The sequence below is a fragment of the Mailhella massiliensis genome, from assembly GCF_020741395.1.
In the GTDB taxonomy this organism is placed as follows: Bacteria; Desulfobacterota; Desulfovibrionia; order Desulfovibrionales; family Desulfovibrionaceae; genus Mailhella; species Mailhella massiliensis_A.
Genome location: NZ_DYZA01000039.1, coordinates 17,187 through 39,271 on the forward strand (window position 1 = coordinate 17,187; position 22,085 = coordinate 39,271).

16 protein-coding genes are annotated in these 22,085 nt (G+C 58.0%); 9 read left to right on the top strand and 7 right to left on the bottom strand.

The window, feature by feature from the left end:
- Positions 1-458 precede the first annotated feature (458 nt).
- From K8W16_RS02215 to K8W16_RS02230, 4 genes are all read left to right on the top strand, one after another.
- Positions 459-1,544 (top strand): hypothetical protein, encoded by a 1,086-nt coding sequence (locus K8W16_RS02215; RefSeq protein ID WP_304120767.1) that lies wholly within the window; start codon positions 459-461, stop codon positions 1,542-1,544.
- Between the two features lie 3 nt (positions 1,545-1,547).
- On the top strand, positions 1,548-1,811 hold the full coding sequence (locus tag K8W16_RS02220; protein WP_304120769.1) for a hypothetical protein: 264 nt from the start codon (positions 1,548-1,550) through the stop codon (positions 1,809-1,811).
- Between the two features lie 39 nt (positions 1,812-1,850).
- The gene (locus K8W16_RS02225; protein WP_304120771.1) at positions 1,851-2,945 is read left to right on the top strand and encodes a hypothetical protein; all 1,095 of its coding nucleotides are present in this window, start codon (positions 1,851-1,853) and stop codon (positions 2,943-2,945) included.
- 180 nt (positions 2,946-3,125) lie between these two features.
- Positions 3,126-3,530: a multidrug efflux SMR transporter gene (locus K8W16_RS02230; protein WP_304120773.1), complete on the top strand. Its 405-nt coding sequence runs from the start codon at positions 3,126-3,128 to the stop codon at positions 3,528-3,530.
- Positions 3,531-3,613: 83 nt separating this feature from the next.
- Here the strand turns inward: K8W16_RS02230 and K8W16_RS02235 are convergent, their stop codons facing one another.
- The 5 genes from K8W16_RS02235 to K8W16_RS02255 all read right to left on the bottom strand — a co-directional run bounded on the left by K8W16_RS02235 (position 3,614) and on the right by K8W16_RS02255 (position 11,028).
- Positions 3,614-4,627 (bottom strand): hypothetical protein, encoded by a 1,014-nt coding sequence (locus K8W16_RS02235; RefSeq protein ID WP_304120775.1) that lies wholly within the window; start codon positions 4,625-4,627, stop codon positions 3,614-3,616.
- A gap of 99 nt (positions 4,628-4,726) precedes the next feature.
- Positions 4,727-6,172, bottom strand: coding sequence for a carbon starvation protein A (locus K8W16_RS02240; RefSeq protein ID WP_304120776.1), 1,446 nt, complete (start codon positions 6,170-6,172; stop codon positions 4,727-4,729).
- A gap of 395 nt (positions 6,173-6,567) precedes the next feature.
- On the bottom strand, positions 6,568-7,065 hold the full coding sequence (locus K8W16_RS02245; RefSeq protein WP_304120778.1) for a GNAT family N-acetyltransferase: 498 nt from the start codon (positions 7,063-7,065) through the stop codon (positions 6,568-6,570).
- Positions 7,066-7,222: 157 nt separating this feature from the next.
- A complete protein-coding gene (locus tag K8W16_RS02250) occupies positions 7,223-8,278 on the bottom strand; it encodes a radical SAM protein (RefSeq protein ID WP_304120780.1) in 1,056 nt (351 codons plus the stop codon).
- A gap of 86 nt (positions 8,279-8,364) precedes the next feature.
- A complete protein-coding gene (locus K8W16_RS02255; RefSeq protein ID WP_304120782.1) occupies positions 8,365-11,028 on the bottom strand; it encodes a TraB/GumN family protein in 2,664 nt (887 codons plus the stop codon).
- Positions 11,029-11,264: 236 nt separating this feature from the next.
- Here K8W16_RS02255 and pap point away from each other — a divergent pair, with 236 nt between their 5' ends.
- From pap to K8W16_RS02280, 5 genes are all read left to right on the top strand, one after another.
- Positions 11,265-12,764: a polyphosphate:AMP phosphotransferase gene (gene pap / locus K8W16_RS02260; RefSeq protein ID WP_304120784.1), complete on the top strand. Its 1,500-nt coding sequence runs from the start codon at positions 11,265-11,267 to the stop codon at positions 12,762-12,764.
- Between the two features lie 172 nt (positions 12,765-12,936).
- The gene (locus tag K8W16_RS02265; protein WP_304120786.1) at positions 12,937-14,124 is read left to right on the top strand and encodes an amidohydrolase; all 1,188 of its coding nucleotides are present in this window, start codon (positions 12,937-12,939) and stop codon (positions 14,122-14,124) included.
- Between the two features lie 101 nt (positions 14,125-14,225).
- On the top strand, positions 14,226-15,743 hold the full coding sequence (locus K8W16_RS02270) for an AbgT family transporter (protein WP_304120788.1): 1,518 nt from the start codon (positions 14,226-14,228) through the stop codon (positions 15,741-15,743).
- 72 nt (positions 15,744-15,815) lie between these two features.
- Complete coding sequence (locus K8W16_RS02275; protein WP_304120790.1) at positions 15,816-16,394, top strand: phosphoribosyltransferase family protein; 579 nt, start codon at positions 15,816-15,818, stop codon at positions 16,392-16,394.
- Positions 16,395-16,552: 158 nt separating this feature from the next.
- On the top strand, positions 16,553-17,818 hold the full coding sequence (locus K8W16_RS02280) for a pyridoxal phosphate-dependent aminotransferase (protein ID WP_304120792.1): 1,266 nt from the start codon (positions 16,553-16,555) through the stop codon (positions 17,816-17,818).
- A 129-nt stretch (positions 17,819-17,947) separates the two neighbouring features.
- Here the strand turns inward: K8W16_RS02280 and K8W16_RS02285 are convergent, their stop codons facing one another.
- Together K8W16_RS02285 and K8W16_RS02290 are read right to left on the bottom strand one after the other, a co-directional pair.
- On the bottom strand, positions 17,948-20,512 hold the full coding sequence (locus K8W16_RS02285) for a response regulator (RefSeq protein ID WP_304120793.1): 2,565 nt from the start codon (positions 20,510-20,512) through the stop codon (positions 17,948-17,950).
- A 51-nt stretch (positions 20,513-20,563) separates the two neighbouring features.
- The coding region (locus K8W16_RS02290; protein WP_304120795.1) for an ATP-binding protein at positions 20,564-22,085 on the bottom strand (1,522 nt) is incomplete at its 5' end.

Consider the following 22,085-nt stretch of genomic DNA (forward strand, 5'->3'; position numbering starts at 1 on the left):
AGATGGAAAGTTCTTCTCCCGCACTTTTCCACAAATGTTACGCCAATATGAAGTTTTTTCCCAGCAAGGGAGAAGGAAAACAGCCTATAATATCAGGCAAAAAATTTTTTCTTTCTTCCCGGCGACAAAAGAGTGCCTTTCTGTGCGAAAATCGGGGTTGACCTTTCCCCTAGGGGAAAGGTTATTCTAATCCTGATTATGCCAACATGCGTTTTTTACAGGATTAATCCTCCATGCTTCCCCGCAGGAAAGATGATAACGGCTTCCCCTTTGTGGAAAGCTTTTCCTTGGGAAGCGGAAAGATCCTGCTTTTCGCAGGGCATTCTCCTCCGGGGGAAGGTTTACTCTTCTTCCGGAGAAGGCGCTGCGGCGAAGAGCCGGGCCCATGTCATGAGAACGTAAGAGTCCCGCCTGTGAAGGCGACAGTGTATAAAAGCGTTCCAAACAGAGGAGGACACATGGCGCAGACAAGCGGCGCACCGAACCTTGCCGCGGCAGCGGCGAAAAAGAGGCTCGCGGACGGCTTCCGGCGCAGAGGCATCATTACCGCCATTATGTCGGGCGTCACCTACGGCAACTATACGGCTTTCATGACACTGGCCATGTCCGTAGGTATCTGGGCCTCATGGTACGGAGAAAACTCCGGCTTCACTCCTTTTGCCGTAGCCTTCATGCTGAGCGCGCTCGGCGCAGCGCTCACCGACACCTTCAGCGCCGTATGGGCGCTGCTCATCGCGGCATGGAAGGGCAAGCTCGGCGACTTTTACCGCAGCTTCAAGACGAAGCCGGGCGCAATCCTCGCCTGTGCGGCCCTCATCGGCGGCCCCTTCGCTTCCACGGCCTATGTCATCGGCCTGCAGCAGGCGGGCTCCATCGTGGTACCCATCAGCGCCCTGTGCCCGGCCATAGGGGCCATACTCGCCCGCATCCTGTTCAAGCAGCCCCTCACGGCGCGCATGCTGCTCGGCATCGCCATCTGCTTCGGCGCGAGCGCCCTCATCGGCATGTCCAGCATGGGCGGCACGGAAGCGCACCCCAACATGATGATCGGCCTTCTGTTCGGCTTCGGTGCAGCTCTCGGCTGGGGCATCGAAGGATGTGTGGGCGGCTACGCCTCCTCCATGATCGACCCTGAAGTCAGCATCGCCATACGCGAAGTGACCAACGGGCTTTCCAACCTCATCATCATGGTTCCCATACTTGCCTTGATCGGCGAAGCCGACGGTTTCCAGATCATAGGGCAGGCGCTCTGCGACGGAGAATCGCTCAAGTTCTTCATCATCGGCGGTTTTGCCTGTTACTGGGGCTTCATGCTGTGGTACAAGGGCAACGCCATGTGCGGCGCGGCCCTCGGCATGGCCTGCAACGGCATGTTCTCCTTCTGGGGACCCTTCTTCTGCTGGATCTGGATCGGCCTCGTGTTCGGCATCGAGGGTTGGGACATGCCTCTCATCGCATGGATCGCCGCCGTCCTCATGATCATCGGCATCTTTACCATCGCCACTAATCCGCTGGCGTTCTTCATGAAGAAGGAGGAGGATTGAGCCATGATGCCGCTGAACTTCGCCATACTCAAATTCTTCACCAACGGACAGGAAGCCTGCCCGGAAAACGTGATCGAGGCGCTCAAGGCCGAATACGGCCATTTCAAGGCCCTCAACAAGACAGACGTGCTCACCGCGCTCATGACGGCGGAATCCAACGGCCTGCTTGAAGAATCGCGTTTCGAGCTGGATGAAAACGGGGAAGTGCGCGTATTCTTCCGCGCAGGCGCGGAAGCTATCGCCACCATCAATAAGTACATCAGGTAACAGGTCCCGGAATTCCACCCCTAAGCTCTGGAGGTCTTCATGACGATCAAGAAACTTCTCAATGCTCTGCTCGCCTCCGCCTTCTGCTGCGCCATGCTGGTCGGCAGTGCAAACGCGGCCACCGAACTCAAGCACTGGCCCAAGGAAGCCCGCGCGCAGATCGAAGCCATGATCCAGGCTAACGCCCATCAGGGCCAGTACGCCACCTTTGACATGGATCAGACCACCTACCGTTATGACCTTCTGGATCCGCTTCTGGCCTACATGGACCAGAAGGGCCTGCTGACCCGCGAAACCATGGATCCGTCCCTGAAGCTCATCCCCTTCAAGGACAGCCCGGACTTCAAGGGCGGCAAGGAAAACATGACCAGTTACTACTGGCGTCTGTGCGAAATGCACGACCTCATCAGCTATCCCTGGGCCTCTCAGATCTTCGCGGGCTTCACTCTGAAGGAACTCAAGAAGAACCTCGATGAAATGCTGGCCCTCAAGAAGCCCATCGAACGCCAGGTCTGGGACGGCGACAAGGTCGTCACCGTGAAGCTTCCCATTCCCAAGATGTTCCGCGGCATGCAGGAACTCTATGCCAAGCTGCGTGAGAACGGCATCGACGTGTACATCATGACGGCCGCCCACGAAGAAATCATCCGCATGATCGCCTGCGACCCCAAGTACGGCTACAATGTGGATCCTGAAAAAGTCATCGGTGTGACCGTGCTGCTCAAGAACCCCAAAACCGGTGAGCTTACCAACTCCCGTATGCAGATCCGCGACGGCAAGTTCGACCCCGAGAAGAACATGGACCTCGTGACCACCGCCTTCCTCACCAACCCCATGACCTGGTTTGAAGGCAAGCAGGGTTCCACCATCGGTTACATCAACCAGTGGCAGCGTCCCATCATGGCCGGCGGCGACTCCACCGGTTCCGACACCTACATGCTGGAAAGCGTGAACGTGGAACGCGGCGGCATCAAGCTGTGGATCAACCGTAAGCCCGGCGATCCCAAGAAGGACAAGAAGGCCCTCTGGACCATCGACCATGCCGAAAAGTCCGCCCAGCAGCAGAACGAGCTGAACATGCCCGTCACCGCCAACAAGAACTGGATCTTCATCGATCCTGAAACCATCCAGTAGTTCCTTCCCCCTCCGTGCGCCCGCTGTCCTGATTTCAGACGGCGGGCGTCTTTGCGTCCGCCGCCGGGGAGAGATAAAAATCCGACACGAGACAAGGACGGACGCAAGTGACCGTCGACACCTTGCTCCCGCGGTGTTCGGAGCTTATTCTCCTTCCGCTGAAAACTGCGCGGCAACACGGTGGAAAAAGCCCCGGTACTGCGCCTTTCCTGTTTCGCCATTCTGTTCAAGGAGAATCTCATGCGCGGCGCACTCATCACTTACGGCCTTCTGATCGTAGCCATTCTGGCCGAAACCTTCGCTACTTCCAGCCTGAACGCCTCAAAACAGTTCACCCGACCTCTGCCTACCATCTGCTGCATCGCGGGCTATGTGATTTCCTTCTACACCTTCTCCCATGTGCTCAAATCCATGCCCGTAGGCATAGCCTATGCCATCTGGTGCGCTCTCGGCATCGTGCTTATTTCCGCCGTAGGCGTGTTCTACTTCAAGCAGCATCTGGACACTCCCGCCTATATAGGCCTGGGGCTCATCATCGCAGGGGTGGTCGTCATCAATGTCTTTTCCGAAGCAGTAAGACACTGACGTTCCCGGAAAATTTTCGCACAAGGCCATAAAAAAGGCCGCAATCCCCGGCGGAATGCGGCCTTTTTTACGGCATGGCCCATCTACTCATAATTTTCCAGAAGAAACATGGGCTTTATCGCCACGACCTCATCGTATTCCGTCTGGCTGACGCGCACGCTGGAATTGAGGGCCTTCAATACCTCCTTCATGTCCTCATAAGCCTCGGACACACTTTCGGAACGCCCCTCACGGATGGAACGTATCATGCGGGACAGCGTGGCGGGGTGGGCATAACGGGCCGGAAGCGGGAAATCCGGGTAGGCGCTTATGTACTCCTCCACCTCGGCGCGGGCCTTCTCCAGAGCGGCAATGATTGCCCTGCGGTTGTTGCGGGCCGTGGGCAGCACATTGGCCCCGGCAAAGAAAAAGAGCGCGGCAAGGCCGATGAGAGTGACATAAAGTCCGTAATCCCCGGAACCTGTCGACCAGATATACACGCCGTATACGGAAGCGACCAGCGCAAGACAGAAAATGGCCAGAGCCACCCATTTCTGCATGGGGTTCGTCATCTGATCCACGCGCCGCGCCTTGCTCGCAGCGGCAAGACGCGTGGCAAGGTCGGGCCGCTTTTCCAGATAGGACAGCGCACGCCGGAGCTCTTCCAAAGCGGCCTGCGCCTTCGGAGAAAGATTTTTCTTATAGCGGGCTTCTTCTGCCGCCTTTGCCTCGGCCAGCCTCCTCGCCGCAGCTTCGGACATGGTTTTGATATGGGGAAAACGGCGCTGTATCTCGGCAATCATCATATCCACATGGCGCTCATGCTTGAAGGTGCACTGCACGCTTTCCCCGCTTCCGTACTCTACCACCAGATAGGGGATGGAGCCGAATATGCCCTTGCCGGTAAACGCGCCCTTGCTCATGGCGACGCGCTTGTAGGCCCGGCGGATATTGGATACCGGAATATAGAAACGGCGATCGAGAAAAAGGCTGTTCAGATACAGGGCCTTCGCGCCCACACCGCAGGGACCGAACACGAGACAGGCTTTCCGGTCTTCTTTAAGTTCCCGGTCTTCCAGGCCCACATTGCCCAGCCTGGCGGGTTTGAAATACAGCATCGCAACTCCCAGAAAGGGTAAGCTCCCGCCGCATCTACACGGGAGACAAAAGAAAAAGGGCCGCCGCTCACGCGGCGGCCCCGGTTCAGGCTATACGCCTCAGGCCTGCTTCTTCGTCGCGCGGATGAAGAGGCTGAGGAACAGCACGGCGGCGGCTATGCCCAGAATGTAAGCCACGCTGACAGGCAGCTTCACGATGAGGCCGAGACATTCGGGAGCCATGCAGAAGTAGGTGATGGACACGGCGCTCATGAAGGTGGCGGGCACGGCGGTGATCCAGTAGTTCTTCTTGTCGAGGAAGAGGTACATGGAGGCGGCCCAGAGCACGATCATGGCCAGAGTCTGGTTGGTCCAGCTGAAGTAACGCCACACGATGGAGTAATCAAGCTGGCTGATGAGCGCACCCGCACCGAGCAGCGGGATGCAGAAGATGAGACGGTTCTTGTAACTCGTCTGACTGACCTTGAACCAGTCGGCCAGCACCAGACGGGCGGAACGGAAGGCAGTATCGCCGGAGGTGATGGGGCAGGCAATGACGCCCACCATGGCGAGGCCGATGCCTATACCGCCCATGGTCTTGCTGCACACGTCGTAAATGGCGGCGGACTGGCCGGAACCCAGGCTGGCGAGCAGGCCGGTGGTCTGGCCGTTGGTGATTTCGTAGATGGAACAGCCGGCGGCGGCCCAGATGAGGGCGATGATACCTTCACACACCATGGCGCCGTAGAACACGAAACGGCCCTGATGTTCGCTCTTCATGCAGCGGGCCATAAGGGGCGACTGCGTGGCATGGAAACCGGAAATAGCGCCGCAGGCCACGGTGATGAACATGAAGGCCCAGATGGGCGTACCCTTGGGATGCATGTTGGTGAAGTTCTCCCAGATTTCGGGAATCTGGTATTCGGGCTTCATGACGATGCCCGCGCCCACGCCCACGGCCATGATGATCAGGCAGATGCCGAAGAGGGGGTAGACCTTGCCGATGATCTTGTCGATGGAAATAAAGGTGGCAATGAAGTAGTAGGCCAGCACGACCACCAGCCAGAAGGAGGCGTTGAGCATCATGCCCGTGGCGCCCGCTTCGCTGCACAGCTTCACGATGAGACCGGCGGGGCCCACGGCGAACACGGTGCCTACCATGACGAGCAGTACCACAGAGAATACGCGCATGATGGTCTTCATAGTGGAGCCGAGATATTTGCCGGTGATTTCGGAAACCGAAGCGCCGTTGTTGCGCTCGCTGGTCATGCCGGAGAAGAAGTCATGCACGGCGCCCGCAAAAATGGTGCCGAAGGTGATCCACAGAAAGACCACGGGGCCCCAGAGAGCGCCCTGCAAGGCGCCGAAAATGGGGCCGAGACCGGCGATGTTCAGAAGCTGGATAAGAAAAAGCTTCCACTGGGGAAGCACCACATAGTCGACGCCGTCGTTGATGACCACGGCGGGAGTTTCCCGGTCGTCAGGACCAAAGGTGCTCTCTACCAGCTTGCCGTAGGTAAAGTAGCCTATGATCAGAAGCGCCAGGCACAGAAAAAAGCTAACCATACAAACAACCTCTCCTATGACGGGCTTTCTGCGTACAACCATAGCACGGGAAAGCACCGCCCGATCTCAAGAGCCGCGGTGAATATACCGCCCGAACGCAGGTAGCGGATATTCCGTCGCGGAAGTCTCTCTCCCGCACGAAACAGCCCCGGCGCCGCTGCTCTAAGAGGCAAGTAGACCAGCTGAAAAATTTATGCAAGGAGGCTCTTCCGCCGACATTGCTCCTTTTTGCGCAAAAAAATCATAATCCGTCAAGATTATATCATTTTTCTTTAACCGTCTTTTTTCGTACAAAAATGCCGCCTCTCCCGTGAGGACGGGGGAAAAACTCCGGACAGACCCAAAGAGCGGCAACATCTCGGGGAAGGCTTCCCTAACCGCTTTGCCCAAAAACCTCACGCGCCGGAAGGAAAAAGAAGTCTCATCTGATGCCACACCACATTTCCGTGCGTGGAAGACGAAACTCCCTCATCCACAAAACCGAAGGACGCATAGTAAGGGATGAGATACTCCTTGCAGGTAAGCACCACGCCTTTTTTTCCCTTCGCTCTGGAATCCTCCACAAGCCTGCGGACGAGGGAGGCGGCATAGCCCTTCCCCCGATGTTCCGGCACGGTATTCAAGCCGAATATCATCTGCCAGCGCCCGTCTGCCCTGTGCAGAGAGGCGTTCCGGTACATCTCGTCTGCAAGATCCGGCTCATCCGTGGCCATGCCGTCAATAAAGGAAACAAGGTTCCCGTCTTCATCAAAAAGCAGCCAGAAATGATCGGCATAGGCTGCGAGTCGCTCCCGGAATTCCTCTTCCGTGGCGGCCTCCGCCTCGGGGAAACAGCGCTTCTCCACATGGCTTATGGCTGCAAGATCATCCATGTTTGCATGGCGGATGAACATGATTTCTCCGTTATTCAAAATGTTGAATACTACCCTGTGGGAAAAAACACCGGAAAACGGCCGTACGTCGGCCGGCGCCGCGCGCTGCATAAGCTCCAGTGTTGTGAAAGAATGTTTTCCCGCGTCTGTTACACTTCCGTACAAAAATCCGGCCCTTTCAACCGTTCCGCAGGGCGCAGGGGGCTTCAAAACGCTTGGCGCAGGAATCACAGGCGCGGGGAGGTTCCGCAGTCTGTACGGCGGCGCGGAAGGCGGCATATTCCGTTTTTTCCCATATCGCCGCCGGGCTTTCCTCTCCAGCCCGGCCGAACACGGTACGCCGAGCATCCGGTTCATTCAGGGGCACATTCAGGTACACACAGGGAGAAATATCCCCTTCCGCGTCCACATACATGGTTTTATGTGCCCTCTCCCGGCAGCAGGGGGCCGGTTCCGCCGCGGGAAGCGAGGCATAGAAATCCCGCCCGGAAGCGCGGACTTTCGCGCCAGTCTCCTCAAGCACCACCCGTGCAGCCTCTATTTTTTCCCTTTCATGGGGAGCGAAGGCCTCATGCTCCATGGCAGGAGACGGGATGTAGTCCATAGTGCTGACCACGGCCGCGTGCACGCCCCAGTCGTCCATGAGTTCCGGCAGTCCGCGCACCCCCTCCACCTGCGAGGCGAGCATAAGGTAGGCCAGGTGGATTTCCAAATGTACGGCGTTTTTCTCCCTGCGCACCTTCTGGAGCGTACGCACGGCCTCTTCCACCTTGGAAAAGGGAACTCCCGCGCGGGCGGCGTTTCCGGCCTCGTCGGTGCCTGTCAGGGAAAAAGCCACGATATCCATGCCGCTTTCCACAATGCGCAGGGCGAGTTCCTCATCCATGCGCATGCCGCAGGTAGTGGTGGAAACGGCGCATCCGGCCCGCCGTGCCAGCGATACGAAATCCATGAAATACGGATTCAGAAAAGGTTCACCCCACCCCTGAAGATGGACTCTGGTGGTTTTGCACAGCACGGGCCACAGGGCGGCGAAGGTCTCCGGGGACATGTGGCGGCTCTTCCACACGTCAGCGCGCGTGGTATGCGGGCAGTACACGCACTTTCCCATGCAGCATGAAGTCACTTCCACCTGCAGACATTCCAGTTCGCGCGGATGGAAAAATTCGCGCAAGTCCTGCCACAACCCCGGAGCGCGAAACTGGGAAAACAGTTCTTCAACCTTTGAAGGCATACTTCCCCCTTCCGGAATATTTTCATCATGCCCGCCCCTGCCCGGCCTCCCTCAGAGAGGCCCCGCGGCAGAGCCACGGGCCGGGGCTACGCCGTCCAGCTCGTCTCAAGGTGCGGCATGGCGGGAAATGCACCCCACTTCTTTTTAAAGAAGGCAATGCCCCCGTCAATACCAAGGCCGAGGTTCAGCGTGGTCTGACCCCTTCTCTCCGCCTCGTCGGCAAGGGCGCGCAAAAGAGCGTCGCTCACACCGGGAGGACAATCGTCCTGCCGGAAGGCGAACATGTAAAACGCCGTGCTCAAAGCGCTGTAGTCGCCCACGGCCATGGCGAGAAGCCTGCCCGACGCATCTCGCGCGGAGAAAAGCAGCGCCTCGGAAGAAGAACGCACATATCTGCCCACACGGCCGAAAATATGCCGCGTCCCCGGGGCAAGGGTGCGCACCTTGAGGTAATAATCCACCAGAGCGTCGTGTTCGGGCCCCCATTCCTCCACGCTTATGGAAGCCTCCCGCTCCGCGCGGCGCAGCATGTTGCGCAATTTCTGTGCGGGAGAATGCGGCAGCTTCACGCACCACCATGCATCCCGCTCCACCACGGCCTGTTCGGGCGCGGCGGCAGGGATAAGGGGGGAAAGTACCGTGATGCGCCGAAGGCCCGGCATGGCCAGAGCGCAGGCGACGGCCCTTTCCAGCCTCTCCGCGTAGGCCTCCCCGTCCAGCGGGCAGGCGGCAAGCTCATCCTCGGAGGGAAAAGCCACCAGGGTGCAACTGTCCTCTGTGGTCCAGGCGGCGAAGCCCTCGCACGACTTCAGTGTGCGGCCGGAAACGGCCCGCACATAGGGAGGGATCTGTTCCGGCACAAGGGCCCTCGCGCCAAGATCGGCCAGTGCACGGCCGGACAAAGGCCCGTGCGAAGCCGCCTGAACTCCTGCCCGGGAAACGGAACTTTGCAGCGCATGGGAGCGCACGTTTTCCGGGGCCTTTTCCCACACGGGGGCGTCGGGATTGCCCGGCAGCACCACGGAATCGTCTCTCCGTATCCAGGCAAAAAAGCGGTGCCTCAGCGTGGGGAGCACTCTCGTCACGGTAAAGCCGTCTTCCGCCAGCATGTTCCGCAGATTGATCATATGCGCGGAGCCCACGAATACGGCCGTCCCCCCCCTTTCAATGTAGGGGCGCATCCTTTCACGGAAGCGCTGATCGCGCACGCTGATGATGGTGCCCGTGCGGGTGGGAAACTCCGCGCTCGTGCCCATCATGCCCATGAGATCCCCTGCAAGATAGCGGGAACAGTTGCTCTTCATGAGCTTCGGCCAGAAGGAGCAATCCTTCATGAACTTCACGATGCGCGGCATGGGGGCCGATTCCAGGGAGGCTATCTGCTCGGCAAGGCTCTCCATGCCCATGACGGACTTGCCCATGTCAAGCGCAGTGTTCCATACCTCAAGATCTACGGAATTCGTCCAGCCGTTGCGCTCCAGATAGGCTGTCCACAGGGAGAAAAAGGCGTACCACTGGCGGCTTTCGGCAAGAACCTGCCGCACGTCCAGCGTGCGGGGCTTCTGCCAGCCGCCGAGCTGCGCCCAGAAGCCTTCCGGCCCGTACACCGTGCGCTCAAGGCGGCGTATATCCTCTTCGGAAAGGTACCGGATCACCCTGTCCGCATCCGGCTCGGGAGTGCGGCCTATGCGGGCCACCTCGTCCATGCTGTCGGAGTCAATGGGACCTTCCAGAAGCACGGTGTCCACATTCTCGAAAAGGCGGCGCAGGGAATGTTCAAAGGAATAACAGAAAAAATGGGCCGAGCCGCCTATCCATGAGGTACGGCCGTTCTTATCCAGCCTCCAGAGCATGGCGCAGGGCCGCTGCTTGGGCAGGGAGTCGAAGAATTTCCAGCGGGAAACTTCTCCGCCCGAGGAAGAGGCGATGTTCATGGCCAGAAGAGCCGCCATATCGGAAAGGGCGCCCTTCGCCCCGTGGGAGGAAGAAGGCTGCCACACGGCAAGCTCGTAGGGAGCGTCCTTCACCCCGCCCCATTTGCGCTTGAAACGGGTAATGCCCTCATTCACGCCGAGGCCGAGCAATATGGAGCTCTTACCCTCTGCCCGAGCCCTCTCCAGCATTTCGGCAAAAAGGAGGTCATGCGCATGCGGCACATAATGCGTTTTGGAATGTGCGCCCAGCACATAGCTCACGCAACAGGGGAGAGAATAGTCCAGGAGCAGACAGGCCGCGAGCTGCCCTTCCGAGTCCCAGGCGTTCAGAAGGCGAAGGGCCGCCCCCTTCTCAAGCGCAGAGGCCGTTCCCGAATAGAGCTGCCGTATGCGCGGAGGAAGGGGCATCCTGCCCAGGAATTCCGCCCACAGCCGCCGGTGCTCCGGCGTGAAAAGGCGGGTCTCGTCCACCGTGAGACATTCGCGGGCATGACGCACCGGCCCACGCAGGCGGGAAGGCACAGGGGCATCCGCCGCAAGGGTGTAGTACACGTCCCTTTCCTGCACATGCCCCTTCAGGCTTTCCGGCATTTCCGGCGCTATGGCAAAGCAGTCCTCGGGCTTCTCGCGCCGCACGGCATCCTTCAGCGCCTTTTCAAAACGCTCAGGGCTACCCTCCCCCTCCAGAGGGTATCCTATGGCCATAAGCCAATCGTCCGCCGAAACGAATACATAACTGTCCAGCACAAAGGAACGGCCTGATGAAATGGCCTCCAGAAGAGACCTTGAATGTTCGGGAACATGGACTACCGGCATAAACACTCCTTGGGCACGCTTGTGACGAATATGCCATAATGCCGCCCGTGGGTAAAGAAGCGTCATTCTATGTCGTTCCGTGCGTTTTCCCAAGAAAATTCTTCACTCCGAACAGATCATATTCCTGGTGAAAAGACGCTGGACACAGGAAGAACCTAACCCCTTGCCCTTTCGCCACCGGATGGATACGGTGAAAGCGTCCCCCTCTTTTTCACAGGTGTCAAAGCGAGGTTCCCATGTTTGAAACCGTCGTTCTCGGCAGGCGTTGCAGCGACAAGAAATTCAAGGAAGAAGCCCCCCTTCTGCGCATGAAACTCTTTGAGGCCCAGCGCCGGTGCATAGAGCGGAAGATACCGCTCCTCGTCACCGTGGCGGGCATGGACGGGGCCGGCCGCGGCGCCGTGGTCAACCTGCTTTCGGAATGGATGGACAACAAGCATGTACACAACCATGTATTCTGGATGGAGACCGACGACGAACGGGAACGCCCGCGCGACTGGCGCTACTGGCTGAGGCTCCCCGCCGCGGGTACCGTGGGCGTATTTTTCGGCGGCTGGTACGGGGCCGCCATACGCATGTTCTGTACCGGCGGCATGAATGAGATGGAGTTCTGCGCCCGCATGCACCACTACCGGGGACTGGAGGAAAGCCTTGCCGCCTCCGGCATGGCCATGGCCAAGATATGGCTGCATCTTGATAAAAAGGAGCATGCAAAACGCCTTCAAAAAAGGCTGGAGCACCGGCAGGTACGCCACTTCACCCCCTATGATAAAAAGGCTTCGGAAAATTACGACGCCCTCGCCTCCGCTGCTTCCCGAGCCATCACCCTCACCGACAGATCCTACGCCCCGTGGATCATCGTGGACGCGGCCGACGCCAATTACCGGAATCTTGCCGTGGCGCGGGCCGTCATTGCCGCCGTGGAACGTGCCCTCGCCGAACAGGATGCCGCAAACGTACGCCCGAAAGAAGTACCCTCCACGCAGGAATGTGTCATTTCCACGCTGGAAGCCATACCGCTGGACGTGAAAGCCGACCCGGGAACCTATGCGAAAGAGCTGGAAGAACTGCAGGACGAGCTGCGCGAACTCACCTATCAGGCATGGAAGAAAGGCATTTCCAGTACCATTGTCTTTGAAGGATGGGACGCCGCCGGCAAAGGGGGCTGCATACGCCGCCTCATGGCCGGTATCGACGCGCGCATCAGCCGGGCCATTCCCATAGGTACTCCGACCGACGAAGAGCTGGCCCACCACTATCTATGGCGATTCTGGAGGCACATCCCGCGTGCGGGCTTCGTCACGGTGTACGACCGCTCCTGGTACGGCCGCGTGCTGGTGGAAAGGGTGGAAGGACTCACGGCGCAGGAAGACTGGAGCCGTGCCTATGCGGAAATCAATCTTTTTGAGGAGCAGCTTGTCGAGAGAGGTAACGTGCTCGTGAAGTTCTGGCTGCATATATCGCCCGAAGAACAGCTGCGCCGCTTCAAGGAGCGGGAGGAAACACCGTGGAAGCAGCACAAGATCACGCCCGACGACTGGCGCAACCGCGAACGCTGGGACGACTATGTGCGCGCCGCCGACGAAATGTTCCTGCGCACCAGCACGGATTACGCTCCCTGGAGCATCATCGCAGCTGAAGACAAGAAAGCCGCACGACTTGCCGTGCTGCGTACCTACCGCGAAGCGCTGACAAAAGCCCTGAAGGGCAGAGAGAAGGAAAAAGGGGTAAAATAATGTCCCTGAGGCCGGGATCAAGTCCCTCCCGGGTATAACAATGCGGTTTATCCGGGATAAATGTCTTTTCCGCGCACATATTTCCCGCCCTCTTTTCCTTGCCTCCCTCCCTAATAATGAGTAAGGTGCTTAGAACACATATTATGTACCCATGAGGTTAAAAGGAGGCTTTATGCCCGGACTCCCCCCTGAAAAGCGCCTTTTGCTCGATGAGATCAAAAACCTTTCCGCGCAGATGAAGGACATAGCCTCCGCCATCTTCGCAGAACCCGAGCTCGGTTATCAGGAATTCAAGTCTTCCGCCCGTCTGGCCGATTTTCTGGAAGAAAACGGTTTTCGGGTAGAACGCAACCTTCTCGGTATGCCCACGGCCTTCCACGCCGTATACGGCTCTGAAGACGGCCCGCAGGTCGCCTTCCTCGCGGAGTTCGACGCTCTTCCCATTCTCGGCCACGCATGCGGGCACAATCTTTTCGGCACGGCTTCGTGCGGCGCCGCCGTGGCTCTTGCCCGCCATCTTCCGGCAGGTGCTGTGCATGTGTTCGGCACTCCGGCAGAAGAAGGCAACGTAAGGGATGCCGGAGGCAAGGTGCCCATGACCGACGCCGGGCTTTTCGACAAGATGGATGCCGTGATCGCCGCCCATGCCGAAGGCCGCACCATACTCAAACAGCAGCTCATTTCCCGCGCCAACCTTGAAATGGACTTTCACGGCAAGGCTGCCCACGCCGCCGGCGCACCGGAAAAAGGCATCAATGCCATGGACGCCGCAGCGCTCGCCGTCATGGGCATCAACAGCCTGCGCCAGCACATGACGCACGACGTACGCATACACGGCCTGCTTACCGATACCGGCACAGCCATCAACACCATTCCTGAGTTCGCCCGCCTGCGCTACGGCGTGCGTGCCCGCAAGCCGGAAACCCTGAATGCCACCATAGAGCGCGTGGTCAACTGTGCGCGCTGCTGTGCCGAGGCTCTCGGCTGCACCTTCTCCTGGCGTCACTCCGCACACCCCTACTACACCATGCGGCACAACATGCCCCTGCTGCATGCCTTTGCCGCCAACCTCGACCTCATCGGGGAAAGCTACATAGAGGAAGTCCAGAGCAGCTACTCCACCGACATGGGCAACGTCAGCTTCAAGGCTCCCTCCATCCACCCCTATATCTCTATAGGAGGGCCGCACCTTGTGGGCCACACTCCTGCTTTTGCAGAGGCAAGCCATGCCGAGTGCGGCTACAACGGCATGCTCGTGGCGGCAAAAACCATGGCCATGACGGCGCTTGACGTGATCGAGAGTCCGGAACTTCGCCAAAGCTCACGTGAAGCCTTCAATACTCCCGACGACCTCGACTGACCTGCCCTTCCAGAATCCCGGCATCACGCCGCGAAGCCCTTTCGCGGCGTGATGCTTTTGTACATCCGCCCCATCCTCAACATGCCAAGGAGCTTCAGGCTATGGCGAAAGAACAGATTGAAAACCTTACCGGCATACTCGGCTTCATAGAGAGGGCCGGCAACCGGCTTCCCCACCCCGTCACCATCTTCCTGATCCTTACGCTGGTCGTCATGGTGCTTTCCTTCCTCCTGCAGGGAACTCCCATGGTCGACCCCAAGGGTAAAGCCCTGGTGGTGAAAAGCCTGGCCTCGGCCGACGGCCTGACGTGGTTCCTTAAAAGCTGCGTGGACAACTTCATCAAATTCAAGCCGCTGGGCCTTGTGCTCGTCATGATGCTGGGCCTCGGCGTGGCGGAAGAAATTGGTCTTCTCTCCGCCGTGCTTCGCGGCAGCATCCTCAGCGCTCCCCGCAGCATGGTCACGGCCATCATCGCCTTCTGCGGCGTAATCGGCAACATGGCCTCCAGTGCGGCCTTCGTGGTGGTCCCCCCCCTCGGAGCCATGATCTTCAAGGGCCTCGGACGCAATCCTCTGGCGGGCATGGCTACGGGCTTTGCAGGCTGCGCCGCCGGACTCAACGCCAACATCCTTGTAGTGGGCACCGACGTGGGGCTTGCCGCCATTACTCAGCAGGCTGCCCAGATCATCGACCCTTCCTTCACCGTGCATCCTGCCGTGAACTGGTACTTCATGGCTGCTTCCACCTTCGTGGTTACGGCGGTCATCGTGTTCCTTACGGAAAAGTTCGTCGAACCGCGTCTTGAAGGCGTGGCCATGCACGAAGGCGCCATGGAAAGCGAAGACATGTCCCTCACGGCCGAAGAACGCCGCGGACTGCGTGCGGCCCTCATCGGCGGCGCAATCTACATTGCCCTCATCCTGCTTACCGTGGTGCCCGAACAGGGTATCCTGCGCAATCCCAAGACCGGGGGTATCGTTCCCTCTCCCTTCCTCGACTCGCTCGTGCCCATTCTTCTGGGCTTCTTCCTGGCCGTTTCCATCCCCTACGGCGTGAGTACCCGTACCATCCGCAACGATAAGGACGTGGTGCGTTTCATGAGCCGCTCCATGCGGGAATTCGCTCCCTTCATCGTGCTCTGCTTCGCCGCAGGTCAGTTCGTGTCCAGTTTCGCCTACACCAACCTCGACATGTATCTTTCCATCCAAGGCGCGAACTTCCTCAACGATACAGGCTTCTCCGGCATACCGCTCGTCGTGGCGTTCCTCATTCTCACGGCATGCATCAACTTCTTCATCGGCAGCGCCATGGCCAAATGGGCCCTGCTCGCCCCTATCTTTGTGCCCATGCTCATGCAGATGCAGCTCTCCCCCTACTTCATTCAGGCCGCCTACCGCGTGGCCGACTCCACCACCAACGCCATCTCGCCCCTCGAACCCTTCATGGCCTTCGTCATAGGCGTGGCGCAGAAATATGCGAAAAACGCCGGACTCGGCACCATCATTTCCCTGATGTTGCCTTACGCCCTCGGCATACTTTTCTTCTGGGGCCTCTTCCTCATCATCTGGATGCAGTTGGATCTGCCTCTCGGCCCCGGAGCTCCCGTCTACCTGCCATAACATTCCCGGCCCCGCCTGCGACTTTCCCGCCGGACGGGGCCGGATCTTTCCCACAACACGCCAGGAGGCCATGTGAAATACTTTGACTTTGAAATTATGGGACTCAAGCGCAAGCTTCCCTTTGTACAAATCGGAGACAACCTTGCCCTTGCCAGCTTCGTTGTGCTTTCTGACACTGAACTCATCCAGGCCGTGGCTCCCGAACTTGTCAAGCGCCTGCCCGAGGTGGACGTGCTCATGACGGCTGAAGCCAAGGGCATCTGCCTCACCTATGAAATGAGCCGCCTCATGGGCATGAAGGACTTCGTGGTGGCGCGCAAGAGCCACAAGCCCTACATGCAGAATGCCATTTCCCATTCCGTATTCTCCGTGACCACACAGAAAGAACAAACCCTCTGGCTGGACGGCTGCGAAGCGGAAAAAATCAAAGGCAAGAGAGTGGCTCTTATCGACGACGTCATCGCCACCGGCGAATCCATCGAAGCCATTGAATCCCTGGCCCGCGCCGCCGGAGCCAACGTGGTGGCCCGTGCCGCCATACTGGCCGAACTTCAGTCCGTACATCGTAAGGACATTATTTTCCTGAAGGAACACTATGTGTTCCGGCCCAATCCCGACGGTACCTACACGCCTCTGGACAGACTGGATTAGCTCTCCGCAGGAAAAAATTTCCCTTCCCCTGCTCTGAGCAGGGTCTTTTTCTGTACGCTCAACAGGCCGGGAGTTCTCCCGGGCCCGTCTTTTTTTTTGCGCATCCCGGGTTCTGCCCGGCAATGCAACTCCTCACACATGCCAAGGAGCAGTTCTTTATGGATACTCCATCTTCTTTCCCCATGGTTCGCGATGTGCCCTACATGGGTGTGATCTGGGTCGTGCACGAAGCCTCGAAGCTCGGATTCAGGAACGGACATCCCGACTGGTGCAACCTCGGACAGGGGCAGCCGGAAGTGGGCGACATGCCCGGTGCACCCGAACGCATAAACCATATCGACATTGATCCGGCCGATCATGCCTACGGCCCTGTGGGCGGCACAGGTGAAGTGCGTGAAGCCATAGCCGACATGGTCAACAGAACCTACCGCAGGGGACGCTCCAAGTACACGGCGGACAACGTGAGCTTCGCAAGCGGCGGCCGCCTTGCCCTCACACGCCTGTACACCATTCTGGCCGACGGTGCGCGCATCGCCTACAAGAACCCCGACTACACCGCCTACGAAGACTACCTCTACAGCCTGCGCAACCGCTGCGTACTTCTGCCCATACGCGCCTCGGAAGAACACGGTTTTTCCATCCCCGCGGAAACGCTGGAAAGCTTCATTCATCAGGAGCGTGCAAACGTCTTCGTGTTCTCCAATCCCTGCAACCCCACGGGCGAGCTTATCTCCGGCGATACGCTGGAAAGCTATGTGGCCACGGCAAGGCGCGAACACTGCCTTCTGGGAAGCGACGAGTTCTACTCCCACTTCATTTATAATGAAGACGGCTCCCCTGCAGTCGGCCCCGTGTCCGTAGCGGAATTCGTGGAAGATGTAGACAAGGATCCGGTAGTGCTCTTCGACGGGCTCACCAAGAGCCACCGTTATCCCGGCTGGCGTGCGGGCTGGGCCGTGGGCCCCAAACATATCATCGAGATGCTGAACCGCGCGGCTAGCGCCGTGGACGGCGGCCCCTCCATGCTCGCCCAGCGCGCGACTCTCGCTGCTCTGGAGCCGGGACGTGCGGAACAGGAGACCAATGCCCTGCGCGCGGAATTTGCCGTGAAGCGCAAAATGATGCTGGAAGGTCTCGGCAAGCTCGGCATACGCCCGGCGGCAGAACCTCGCGGCACCTTCTATGTCTGGGCCTGTATACGCGACCTGCCTGCCCCGCTGAATGACGCGGATGCCTTCTTCCATGCCTGCCTTGCCCGCAAGGTCATGACGGTGCCCGGCCGTTTCTTCGATGTGAGGCCCTACCGTACCCGTCCGGCGGAAGAGCCCTACAAAAGCTGGGTACGCTTCTCCTACGGCCCCTCAAGGGACATTGTGAAAACCGGCCTGGAGCGCATTGCCGCCCTCATCAGTGAATACCGGTAAATCTTCTCTTCCATCGGAGCCGTACCTATACGGCGACACCTTTCATGAAAAAAGCGGCCTTTACAGGCCGCTTTTTTCATGGCTTACCGACGGCGCGCCCCTCAGAAAAAACGAAAGCACGCTTTTTCGTCAGGAGGCATCCTTCAGGTATTTCTGAATCAGGCGAAGCAGCACCTTCATGTCGAGGGGCTTGGCGACGTGGGCGTTCATACCGCTTTCCAGGCAGCAGCGTATATCTTCGGAAAAGGCATCGGCCGTCATGGCGATGATGGGAACGAAGTTATCCGGACGCTCCAGGGCGCGTATCGCCCTTGCAGCCTGATAGCCGTCCATCACCGGCATACGCACATCCATAAGTACCAGATCATACCAGCCGGGTTCGGAAGCCTGGAATTTCTCCACGCAGACCTGCCCGTTTTCCGCCCAGTCCAGCGTGAATCCGTGCTGCTCCAGAAGGGCGCTTGCAATTTCCCAGTTGAGCTCGTTGTCTTCGGCAAGAAGAAGTCGTCTGCCCCGGCCGAAATCGCCGCTCTCCTCCTGCGCATGTTCCAAAGCACCGCCGCTCTCCGCAAAAGGCCGCAGGCCATGGAAAAGCGTGGATTTAAAAAGAGGCTTGGCGATAAAGCCTGATATACCCGCAACACGGGCCTCCTCTTCTATATCGCCCCAGTCATAGGCGGAGATAAGCAGCACCGGCACACTTTCCCTCAGAAGCTCGCGCAACTTCCGGGCCGTCTCCATGCCGCTCATGCCCGGCATTTTCCAGTCAAGCAGCACAAGGTGATAATCCAGGCCCTGCTCATGGTGCTTCTCCACCATGTCCACAGCACTCTGACCGTCCGTCGTCCATTCCGCATGCACCCCCATATCTTTGAGGAAGGAAGCGGCGCTGCGGCAGAGATCCTCGTCGTCATCCACCACCAGAGCGTTCCAGGCGGGCAGTTTCATGGGGCCCACCTGTGTCTCGGCCCTCTTCATGTCCAGCGTGATATGGAACTCCGTGCCCTTGCCGAGAGCGCTGTGCAGCTCGATGGTTCCCTTCATCTGGTCCACGATATACTTCATGATGGACATACCAAGGCCGGATCCCTCTATACGGTGTATGCGCTCATTGTCCTCGCGAGAAAAAGTGTCGTAAATCTTTCTCTGAAACTCCTCGCTCATGCCCATGCCAGTATCCTTCACGCGAAGATGGGTACGCACATAGCCCTCGCCCAGAGAAGAACTCTCCTGAGAAAGACTCACCTGCACTGTCCCTTCCCGGGGGGTGAATTTAAGGGCATTGGAAAGCAGGTTCAGCAAAACCTGGCCGAGGCGCACGCCGTCGGTATACACACTTTCCGAAAGAATATCGTGTATGCAGATATCGAACTGCTGCTTCTTGGCCTTGACCAGCGGCTGGGCTACGCCGACCACTTCTTCGATGATCTCGCGCAAAGAAACTACGCTGATATTGAGCGAAAGCTTGCCTTGCTCAATTTTCGACATGTCAAGCACGTCGTTGATGAGCCCGAGCAGATGACGGCTGGCCAGGGTGATCTTGCGCAGGCAGTCCTGCACCATGGGAACATTACCGACGTTGGCGGAAGCTATGGCCGTCATGCCGACAATGGCATTCATGGGGGTACGGATATCATGGCTCATGTTGGAAAGAAATTCGCTCTTGGCGTGGCTTGCCCTGTCGGCCTCGCTCTTGGCCTTCTCCAGAGCCGCAATCTGCCTCCTTGAGGCGCGGGAATAGAAAAAGAACATGGCAAGAATGGGCAGGGGAAGCAGAAGACCCATCCCCACGGACATGCACAGCCGGTGACTCCACATGCCGGAAATAATCTCATCCAGGGTCCCGTGAGGCATCACCGTCAGAAGATACCATTCGCTGTTGGCAAGGGGGGAACCGTGCATATGCAGCCGCTCTCCCTCCACAGTCATGAACATCATGTGTTCCCTGCCGTGGGCGATATCTTCCCGCAAAGCGGAAAGCATATCCCCGCCTGCCCCATTCGCCAGAGCTTCATCCAGAAGCCGTCCGTAAGGATTGTTCCCCCTCTTCCCGGCTCCATGGAGTACGAATGTGCCGTCTTTACGGATAATCTGGGCAAAGACCATGGACTTTTCCATATTCAAGGCCAGAGCCTCGCCGATATAGCCGAGAGGCAGGCCCACGATCAGCGCCGTACACTTTCTGCCATCCTTCATGGGGTAACCTTCCGCGAGGGGATACCCCACGGAAATACCCATGATGAGAAGCTCCTTCCCCGAAGCCGTCACGCCGGAAGTAATGTTCTTCTCCCCGGCGTTCAGTGCCTGCAAGAACGCCTCCTGATCCCGTATCGTCACAGGTTCTCCGGAAATAACATCGGCATAGCCTCTGGTATCGTACAGGGCGAGATAGGTGAAGCACCGCACCTTCGCCCCGGCGTCCAGCTTTCTCCTCAGCTCCGGCCCATACTCCGACACACTCCCCGGCGGAATGTCGGTAATGATGCTTTGTACCTCCTCCAGCTTCAAATCGATGACGGAACGGAAATGAAGTTTCATCTGGAAACTCACAGTATCCATGTATATCTCGCCGACTACATAGCCTGCCTCCTGCCCCTGACGCATCATGGAAACGGTGCTCCAGATAAATATACCGGTACAGAAAACCGCGCTGAACAGGCTGAACAGGAAAAAGTGGCTGACTTGTTTTTTCATGGGCTATCCCGGACAGATGCTCTTTCCGCATAAGATGCAGAAACGTGAAAATCAATTTTTCTTCAGAAACTTCTCCAAGATCTGAAAAAGATACTTGAAGTCAATGGGTTTGGAAACGTGCATATCCATGCCCGCAGCCGTAGTGGAAACAACGTCCTCGGCAAAGGCGTTGGCCGTCACCGCGATGATGGGTACGCTCCCCGCATCGGGCCTGTTCATAGCACGTATGCGCCTTGCAGCCTCACAGCCGTCCATTTCCGGCATCTGCATATCCATAAGCACCGCATGGAAGAAATAAGGCTCGGACGCGGCGAAAAGCTCCACGGCTTCACGCCCGTTCCAGGCCTGAGAAACCTCCAGTCCGTTCATGGAAAGCATCTCCACGGCAAGCTCCATATTCACCAGATTGTCTTCAGCGAGCAGGATACGTTTTCCGTGCAGGCTATTCATGTCTGGAGCGCTTTCCACACTCTCCGAATCAGGGCTTTGATGAGCGATGGCAAAAGGCAGTACCACGGTAAAGGTGCTGCCGAGGCCGAGAGTACTCTCCACGCGGATTTCCCCGTTCATGTGCTCCACAAGGCTTTTGGTGATGGACATGCCGAGCCCCGCTCCGGCCACATTCTTCGCAGAAAAACGGGTTTCCCGGGTGTAGGGTTCAAACAGATGCGGGAGAAAGTCCTTGGATATGCCAGAGCCGGTATCGGAGACCACGAACACATACTTGGCAAAATCCTGCTTTTCCACCTGCGTCACGGAAACGGAAATTACGTCGTTTGCTGAAGTGAACTTGAAGGCGTTGGATACCAGATTGTTCAAAAGCTGCACGATACGCACAGAGTCGGCCACCACACAGGTATTTTCCATGTCGAGATGCACGCGCAGCGTCTTATGCTCCACTTCTGCCTGCACATAATAGGTGTCGAGGCAGTCGCGTACACACTTTTCCAAGTCTATCTCACGATTGTTCAGGGCGAACTTTCCCTGCTCCATGCGCGACATATTCAGAATATCGTCGATAAGATTCTTAAGCTGGAGACTGGAAAAATTGATTCTGTCAAGATATCCCTTGACCTTGATCTTGTCGTCCAGGAACTTCCGCGCCAGATCGGACATGCCTATGATTGCGTTGATGGGAGTGCGCATGTCGTGGGACATGTTGCTGAAAAAGGCCTGCTTGGCCTTCTCGCTCTGCTGCGTGTTTTCCAGAGCGTCCTGAAGGAGTTTACGCTCCTGAAGCTGTCGCTGCTTTTCCTGTTCCACTTCCCGAAAGCAGATCACCGCTTCTTCAGGAGAGAGAGATTCGTCGAACAGTACATGCACGCTGACCCAGCGATACTCCTCACCGAAAAGCCGACGGAAATCGCCGCCGAAATCCCTTACTCTGCGCGAGACGAGTGACCGGATGCTCTCACAGGAAAAATTACGCATGAATTCATCACGGGCGTCCGGCTCTATGACTTCCACTATGACCCGCAAAAGTTCATCATAGCATCCTGTCTGCGGCAGCCTTGTACGCACATAGTCGGATCCTTTGATAGCTTCATAGCTGCTTTGCCCGAAATTCACCCTG